The 8,165-nt window shown below is 40.1% G+C and carries 8 protein-coding genes and 2 pseudogenes; 2 read left to right on the plus strand and 8 right to left on the minus strand.

The features are described from left to right. Positions 1–159: 159 nt before the first annotated feature. The 3 genes from FTV12_RS15900 to FTV12_RS15910 all read right to left on the minus strand — a co-directional run bounded on the left by FTV12_RS15900 (position 160) and on the right by FTV12_RS15910 (position 2,770). Complete coding sequence (locus FTV12_RS15900; RefSeq protein ID WP_179993375.1) at positions 160–669, minus strand: hypothetical protein; 510 nt, start codon at positions 667–669, stop codon at positions 160–162. A 62-nt stretch (positions 670–731) separates the two neighbouring features. After that, positions 732–1,511, minus strand: a complete 780-nt coding sequence (locus tag FTV12_RS15905) for a TIGR03915 family putative DNA repair protein (RefSeq protein WP_179993374.1) — start codon at positions 1,509–1,511, stop codon at positions 732–734. Continuing rightward, on the minus strand, positions 1,511–2,770 hold the full coding sequence (locus tag FTV12_RS15910) for a putative DNA modification/repair radical SAM protein (protein WP_179993373.1): 1,260 nt from the start codon (positions 2,768–2,770) through the stop codon (positions 1,511–1,513). The genes FTV12_RS15905 and FTV12_RS15910 overlap by 1 nt, the downstream gene beginning before the upstream one ends. Before the next feature lie 208 nt (positions 2,771–2,978). On the opposite strand from FTV12_RS15910, the gene FTV12_RS15915 reads away from it, so the two are divergent. Beyond that, entirely contained in the window at positions 2,979–4,022 is a 1,044-nt protein-coding gene (locus tag FTV12_RS15915) for a nitronate monooxygenase family protein (protein WP_180034323.1), read from the plus strand. A gap of 65 nt (positions 4,023–4,087) precedes the next feature. On the opposite strand, the gene FTV12_RS15920 is transcribed toward FTV12_RS15915, so the two are convergent. Beyond that, a complete protein-coding gene (locus tag FTV12_RS15920) occupies positions 4,088–4,765 on the minus strand; it encodes a hypothetical protein (RefSeq protein ID WP_125279326.1) in 678 nt (225 codons plus the stop codon). 245 nt (positions 4,766–5,010) lie between these two features. Beyond that, positions 5,011–6,057, minus strand: coding sequence for a tRNA dihydrouridine synthase DusB (dusB, locus tag FTV12_RS15925; protein WP_179993370.1), 1,047 nt, complete (start codon positions 6,055–6,057; stop codon positions 5,011–5,013). A 102-nt stretch (positions 6,058–6,159) separates the two neighbouring features. On the opposite strand from dusB, the pseudogene FTV12_RS16645 reads away from it, so the two are divergent. After that, positions 6,160–6,504, plus strand: a pseudogene (locus FTV12_RS16645) (site-specific integrase); the annotation flags it as partial. A gap of 176 nt (positions 6,505–6,680) precedes the next feature. Here the strand turns inward: FTV12_RS16645 and FTV12_RS15930 are convergent. The 3 genes and pseudogenes from FTV12_RS15930 to FTV12_RS15940 all read right to left on the minus strand — a co-directional run. Beyond that, a complete protein-coding gene (locus FTV12_RS15930) occupies positions 6,681–7,151 on the minus strand; it encodes a transposase family protein (protein ID WP_180012239.1) in 471 nt (156 codons plus the stop codon). After that, positions 7,099–7,494, minus strand: coding sequence for a transposase family protein (locus FTV12_RS15935; RefSeq protein ID WP_071851480.1), 396 nt, complete (start codon positions 7,492–7,494; stop codon positions 7,099–7,101). The genes FTV12_RS15930 and FTV12_RS15935 overlap by 53 nt, the downstream gene beginning before the upstream one ends. A 551-nt stretch (positions 7,495–8,045) precedes the next feature. Further along, positions 8,046–8,165, minus strand: a pseudogene (locus tag FTV12_RS15940) (IS30 family transposase); the annotation flags it as partial.

An 8,165-nucleotide genomic window follows, 5' to 3' on the forward strand; every position in this document is an offset into this window, starting at 1 on the left:
AGTGAAGGTAAAGAATGTTGAAGGGTGCAATCTAAATTTTCAGATAAAGTCATAAAAAAATGAGCGTATTTACATACACTCATTTTTACTACATTTTACTAATATTTGCTTAACTGACTGGCATTAATCTTTGCGATGGGCTTTTTTATAGCTTAATACTTACAACGCAGCTTTTAGATTACAACCATAATTCATGGTTTGTTGAACCTGACGATAAGCCGTATAACGGTCCAGAATAAAAGTATAGAACTGATCGCTAGATGCAAAATTGGATTTCAGGTCTTCATTCTCGGCTTTAGGCAATTGAATTTCGTCGACCAGATTCAGATTATAATGCCCCAAGCGATACATCTCAGCAAAATAACCATTCATCATGTCACAATAGGCCACTTTACTGGATTTTAGCGCAGTCCGGCTGACAGGATGCTGATTCAAGGTTTGCAGGTTATTCACATCCAAAGGCAACTGATGAGAAAAGGCAATGCTTTCTACTTTTTTAAATTGCTGAAAGTCCTGTGCCAACTTACTGTTTAGATCATCAAAACGTTGCTGTAATTCCTGTGCACTTTTAACCTGATATTTACCCGGATCTACTGCTATTTTCTGTTGCTCTGCTGAACATGCAGCCAATCCAGTTACCATAGCTAATGATGCCAGCCATACCTTCATATCTATACACTCGATCTAAATATTAGCTGTCATTATGCCTTAAACTTGGGCGAAGATTTTATTTAAAGTACTTTCTCATTCATATAACGCCAGTAGCGTTTAGGTACATACTGGATATGCAGCTTCATATTTTGTCGTGCCTGAATATTCACGCTTTTAAAATAATCTTTCCAAAGCTGATCATAGAGTACTTCTTCATCATCCAGTTCAATGCTAAAAGACTGACTATGTCCAATCCGGATTTGTGGATCAACTATTTCTGCATTCATCTCTATCTGGTGCACATCATTTAAATCGTAATAGATGCCGTACTGGCGCTGCTCATCATAAATTAGCCAACGCTGGTCTTGGTAACGTTCCTTAAAATGTCGGGAAATAATCGGCAGTACATTAAAATCCGGTTTGACCAGACTGAGAAACAATCCATCTTTGGCCTTTTTGAAGCGGACAAAAGCTTCCATACGATGCTTTTCACGCCCGACCTGTTTCATCCATTGTGACATTCCGATGACTGCATGATGGCCATAATCTTTATCAACCGGCCGCTGATTTTGAAATACATAAACTGCAAAATCGAACAGGTTCTGAAATGCCTGTTCTTTTTCAGAAAGAAAAGCATAATAAAAGGCTTTTAAACTACTGGATGATACTTTCTGTTTTAAGCCTTGCCAGACCCGCTGTCCCTGACTTTCATTCGGAGCTACATGAATAAAATCATCGAATAAGCCATTTTGTGCCTGCGGATTGGCCGTCACTTTGACATCAAACTCTTTAAACTCAAAAGCCCGAAATACACAGCTTAATAAACCGGTCATGGTGCCATCAAAACAGTACTGTGCCATCAGAAACCGAATCCCAGTTGAGGTGACAGTTGCTGCTGATATTTGGATTGACCGGCTTGTAAAATCTGCTGGCGAATCTGCTGGGATTGCTGCTCCTTTTTAAATTTCGGTGTATCTGCACAGCGAATAAAATGCTGCGCCCGGTTATACGCCACGCCCATCCGTTTTAGTTGATCGATATGAATCTGACCAAAACGGCGTGCCTGTACAATCTTTTTGGCAGAACGTACTCCAATGCCAGGCACGCGTAATATTATCTTGTAGTCGGCTCGGTTAATATCAACCGGGAAGGCCTCCGGATGGCGTAAAGCCCAGCTCAGTTTTGGATCAATATCCAGATCCAGATTTGGATGCTGGTCATTCACAATTTCATCTGCTTCAAAACCATAAAAGCGCATCAGCCAGTCAGACTGATATAGACGATTTTCTCTTAATAAGGGTGGCGCTGAGCCGATTGCAGGTAAGGCTTTTTCTTCGGGATTAATCGGAATATAGCCAGAAAAATACACGCGTTTCAGCTTAAATTCCTTGTAGTGCCGATCAGCCATCAAAATAATATCTTTGTCCGTTTCACTATGCGCACCGACCACCATTTGCGTGGTCTGTCCTGCGGGAACAAATTTGGGAACGGATTTGATGATCTTACGTTCATCTTTCAACTGGATTAAGCGATCCCGTACAATTCCCAGATCTTTTTGCACTTCTGTATGGGTTTTCTCTGGAGCAAACTTTTGCAAGCCTGCTTCGGTTGGCATTTCCAGGTTGATACTCATCCGGTCGACATATAAACCCGCTTCAGTAATGATCTCCTGCGATGCTCCGGGAATGGTTTTGAGATGAATATAACCATTAAAATTTTCTTCAAGACGCAGCTTTTTCACCACCTGCAACATCCGCTCCATGGTGTAATCTGCTGATTTAAAAATTCCCGAACTTAAAAACAGCCCTTCAATATAATTACGGCGATAAAAATTCATGGTCAGATCGACCACTTCCTGCACGGTAAATGCAGCACGTTTTACGTCATTGGAACGACGAGAGACACAATAGGCACAGTCAAAAATGCAGACATTTGAAAACAGTATTTTCAGTAATGAGACACAGCGACCATCTTCGGTATAGCTATGACAGATTCCATTTCCGGTATTGCCCAAGCCTTTGTCTTTATTTTTACGGTTACTGCCACTCGATGAACAGGACACATCATATTTGGCAGCATCAGCTAAAATTTGTAGTTTTTCTCGGATACGTTCAGACATGATTTCAGCAAGTTGTTGGCTAAAAACCTATTATAAATTTTCCCCGCTATACACTATAGCTTTCCAGTCTTTGTGGCGACATCTCATGTCGTAAGAAATGTAATTGAACCGTTATCCATACAGCATTATTTCAAAATAAAATAACCAATATGATTTGCTTAATTTTGCGGCTATAGGCAAAGTAGATAGAGTAACAGGGAGCAAATCTATGTCTTTATTAGAAAAACTCGGAATAAAACATCCTATTTTCTTGGCCCCTATGGCAGGCGTTTCGACACCTGAACTGGCAGCGGAAGTTTCAAATCAGGGTGGTCTGGGTTCGCTGGGCTTGGGAGCCAGCAGCGTAGAGTCTGCGCGCCAGCAGATTTTAAAAACTCAGGAACTTACAGATTGTCCGTTTCAGGTTAACTTTTTCTGTCATGACAGTCAGCCTCTTGATGAAAACGTAGCCCAAGCCTGGATTGACCAGTTTAAAGATAAATTTGCTGAATACGGAATTAATCCACCCACTCAATTGAACTGTATTTACCCAAGTTTTAAAGACAATGATGATTTCTTGAATCTGGTTCTAGAAACCAGACCATGTGCGGTCAGCTTTCATTTTGGCATTCCTCTCCCGCATCAGGTTCAGGCCTTAAAAGATGCCGGTATTCTGACGATGGTATCTGACACCAATTTTGCTGAGGCCAAAGCCATTCAAGCGGCAGGGATTGATATCATCATTGCTCAAGGCATTGAGGCTGGAGGTCACCGGGGTATCTTTAGTACCAAGTTTGATGCCTCAGTCAAAACCTCTAATCTAGTGAAGTTAATAAAACAGCATTTTTCACTGCCAGTGGTTGCTGCAGGCGGAATTATGAATGGTGAACAAGCCCGTCAGATGATGGACTTTGGCGCTGAAGCAGTACAATTAGGCACGGCATTTGTTCAATGCAAATCTTCCAATGCCAATGACGCCTATCGTAAAGCGCTACTGTCCAAGCCGCTGACTCAAGTTAGTGCCAGCATTTCCGGCCGCCCAGCGCGTGGCATCATTAATCACTGGCACATAGACGTAGACACGCCTAATCGTCTGGATGTTCCTGCCTATCCATATACTTATGATCTGGCCAAGCAGTTACATGCAGCAGCGTCCAAACATGGTGATCAGGGTTATGGCGCGTTTTGGGCAGGTTCAAATGTGGCGCAAATTCGTGAGATGGAAGCTTCTGATTTAATTAATCAGTTAGTGCTGGAAATGAAACAAAAATAAAGCAAAATTTAATTTTAGAATATAAAAAAACCTCTCCAAAGAGAGGTTTTTTTTATATCGTTCTTTTAACGAGTCATACGATGCCAAGCATCTTTGATCGCAAATTTTGCTTCTTCCCAATTCAAACGAGATTCACCTTTTACCTGTTCCCATTTGGTTCGTAATTCAGGTTCGGCATGTTCGAAGTCAGTTTGACGGTCATATAGCGGACGGTTTTCATAACCAACCCGATAAGCACCACGATAGTCACGATCATAGTCGAGATCGCTGTAAGTAGTGCGTGATTCCGTATAATACGGACGGTTGGTATGCTCAGTTCTCCAGTAATCATCTTCCTGCTTAATCGTGTCCGGATGCTGATAATTATCTGCCTCTGGATGATTTTCTGGATGCTCGTAGTTATCCGTCTGTTTCGGATGATCAGGTGAAGCAATATCATTCCCTGCAATACCGCCTACAACACCGCCAATGATACCGCCTACTACTGCCCCTGGAGGACCACCTACCAGACCGGCAGTCGCTCCAACTGCTGCCCCGCCTAAAGTACCTGCACTGGTAGCAAGTACATTATCCTCACCTTCATTCATATCTGGCACACGAGGATTATCTTTTTGAGGTGAATTCAAATCTGGTCGAGCACTGGCATCTGTTGCATCTTGATTTAATGCGTCACTACGTTCCTCTGGTAATTCAGTCGAGGTTTTATTGCCAAAGTCTGTAACTGGACGATTGGTATTTGTCATTATAGATCTCCCTTGATCATGAGAATGAACAAGATTGAATAAACATCTTGCCATGCTAGAAATTCAGCTTAGAGCAATTTCACGTAAACAATGTCCATATCCTGTCCAGTTTCAGTGAACTTAATATGCGGCTATGTTCACTACAGTCTTTAATGTAACGGAAGCATATAAAATTTTAGCTATAAGATAAAAAAGGTACTGTATTTACTACAGTACCTTTTAGAAGAACTAGGAAATCTCTCTTTTTATTTGGTTTCTAGCAGATTCACCTGATTCACCTGTACATCGCTCATGATATGTCCATGTTCCAGTAATCCATTAAAATAGTTTTCCACCACTTTATATTGATCGGCAGTGTTTTCTACCTGATACATATTTTGACGGAATTCATTACTGGAACGTAGACCTTTGGTATACCAGGCAATATGCTTACGCGAAATACGGCAACCTGAATATTCACCATAAAACTCATAAAGCTCGGATAAATGCCCTAGTAGCACATCTTTCACTTCAGCAATACTTGGCGCAGCCAGATGCTCTCCGGTTTTTAAATAGTGTGCAATTTCACGAAAAATCCAGGGGCGACCTTGTGCTGCACGGCCGATCATAATGGCATCCGCACCTGTATAGTCCAGTACATATTTAGCTTTCTCAGGGCTATCAATATCTCCGTTCGCAATCACGGGAATATTCAGCATTCCTTTCACTTCCTTAATTAAAGAATAGCGTGCCGTATTGAGGTACATGTCTTCACGAGTACGGCCATGTAATGCCAGCGCTGCAATCCCCGCGTCTTCAGCACGTTTTGCAACTCGCAGAATATTTTCATGACCGTTGAGATAGCCCAAACGGGTTTTTAAAGTCACAGGAACATCAACTGCAGCAATGACTGCATCTAAAATACGTGCAACCAGATCTTCATCCTTTAACAAGGCAGAACCGGCCAGCTTATTACAGACTTTCTTTGCTGGACAACCCATATTAATATCAACAATTTGTGCCCCATTTGCAACCTGATAACGCGCTGCCTCAGCTAAGTCATGCGGATCAGAACCGGCAATCTGCGCTGAAATTGGTGCCAGCTCACCATCAAAATTCGCCCGATATAAGCTTTTTTTACTCATGCGCAAGGTCTTGTCAGAAGTCATCATTTCACTGACTGCATGACCCGCACCGAAGTACTTGCATAAGGTTCTAAATGGACGATCGGTGACACCTGCCATGGGAGCGACCCAAAGTTTCTTATCTATTGACCTATCAAACAATTCTGAAATTACATTATTTTTACTCAAAATCTTTAACCTCATTTAACTTCGTTTAGTCGCTCCGTATTGACTTTTAACGCTCTTTATTTGCAACCTATTTGCACCACTACATTTTTATGGTGCAAATTCATGGGCATGGTCACTAAGCGACAAACAAAAGACGGTACAACTCGGTATAGAGCTCAGATCCGTATATAACGTCAAGGCTACCCTGAATTTAAGCAATCCAAAACGTTCAGCAAAAAATCATTGGCTGAGGAATGAATCAAACGCACGGAAGCCGAGATTGAATTGCACCCTGAAAAAATATTGAACCCTGAGATGCAACTTAAGCACAAAACCCTTAGAGAACTCATATTTCAGTATTTGGATGAAGCGGACAGTTTTGCTAGGACAAAAACAGGAGCACTACAGCATATCGCTAGTTTAGATATTTCTAACAAGGATATCTATTCCTTAACCTATGAGTACTTCTAAATGATGGGATTTTGAAAGAAAAATGATGGGATTAAAGGATTATTCTTAGGGAGTTACTAATACTCATTCACCACCAGTAATTATAAGTATGTCAAAAGTACAAATTATATTTTTATTAATTTAAAAAACCTAACATGATGGAAAACTTGTTTACATTAGATTTCTTTCATAAGTCATTTTTCACTCAGCTCCAAGTTATAAATTCCAGCAATTAGATTGAATCTTAATGCTAGTCTTTTGCCTCGATTGCGATATCGCTCAGCAAGAATTTTGAAGGTTTTCAAACTGCCAAATACATGCTCAATTCCAATTCTTCTTTTATTGATTTCCTGATTATAGATTTTTAGTTCGGAATCCAGTTTACAGCGCTTCTTTGCTTTTAATGGCAACAAGCTATTTGGATACACTGTATAAATTCCCTGATAACCCTTATCCGCAAGGATAAATGCACCTGCAGGAATCTGATTCAAGTTACGTTTGAAGAGTTCGAAATCATGTACGGCACCACGACTCGTACATAAACTCAGGATTTTTTGAGTTTGATAATGAATGATGGCCTGTACTTTGAAAGTGTGGGTCTTTTTCTTGCCGCTATAGCTTTTCTTCTGTTTTTTTAGGCCTTTGGATTGGAATTTCCGTGGCATCCACGATTACAACATTCCAGTCGATGCCTTCGCCCTCGGGTAAATCTTTGGGTAAATTAAACAGATTGGACCGAATCAGGCAGTCTTCAACATGACGGACAATTCTTGAGGCTGTGGGCTCTGAAACCCCGTAACTCGTCGCAACGTGAAATAAGGTTCGGTATTCCCGCCAATAGCTCAGACAGAGCAGAACCTGATCCTCCAGGCTTAACTTGGGCGGTCTGCCTTTGGCAGGGACATGTTTCTTCAATTGCTCAACCATCAAATAGAAAGTTGACCATGAGATGCCTGTGTATCGCTTGAACTGAGGATCAGAAAGCTTGTTTGAATCGATGTATTTCATCCGCAGATTATGCACGAATGCTAAGAAATCCGGAGTGCAAATATTAACCAAAAAGAAGATCGTTTTTTGATTTATGAAAGAGATCTAATGAAATTAAATACATAAATTCAAAAGCATAAATATATACTTTTACTGAAATAAAAGATCACAAATATAAATTATTTAGATTAAAAAATTATTACTTAAACTTATAGTTCACATAAAATAATTAAATGAATTTTATTATTATCTATCACAGCATTTATAACATATAATATTTATGTGATTTATCATCCATTTTAACAGGTTATTGTTAAATGAAACGTATTTTTATGTTTTTTTTGCTATTTATATCTTCTATTACTAGTTTAATCACGTTTAGTCTAGCTGGTTTAGCTAAAGATGTTTTTTTTCTGGGAATTGGTGTCTTATTTACCATCATTACCCTTCTAGTTTTTGCTGAGATTAGGTCATGGAAAAGTGACCCTTTCAGGGAGTAACATTAAAATTAGAGATAGGCCCATATTTAGTGGGCTTTTTTTTACAATAAATTTATTTATTAAATGGCGGATTCAAGCGGCAAGTGCAACAGTATAAAAACCAGCCATAACTTCACTCGGTGTATACCAACCTAGTGTTTTTCTAGGACGATGGTTGAGTGCAAATTCTATCTGCTCTATTTGTTCGTTTGA

The sequence above is a fragment of the Acinetobacter sp. YH12233 genome (assembly GCF_013417725.1).
Taxonomy (GTDB): Bacteria; Pseudomonadota; Gammaproteobacteria; order Pseudomonadales; family Moraxellaceae; genus Acinetobacter.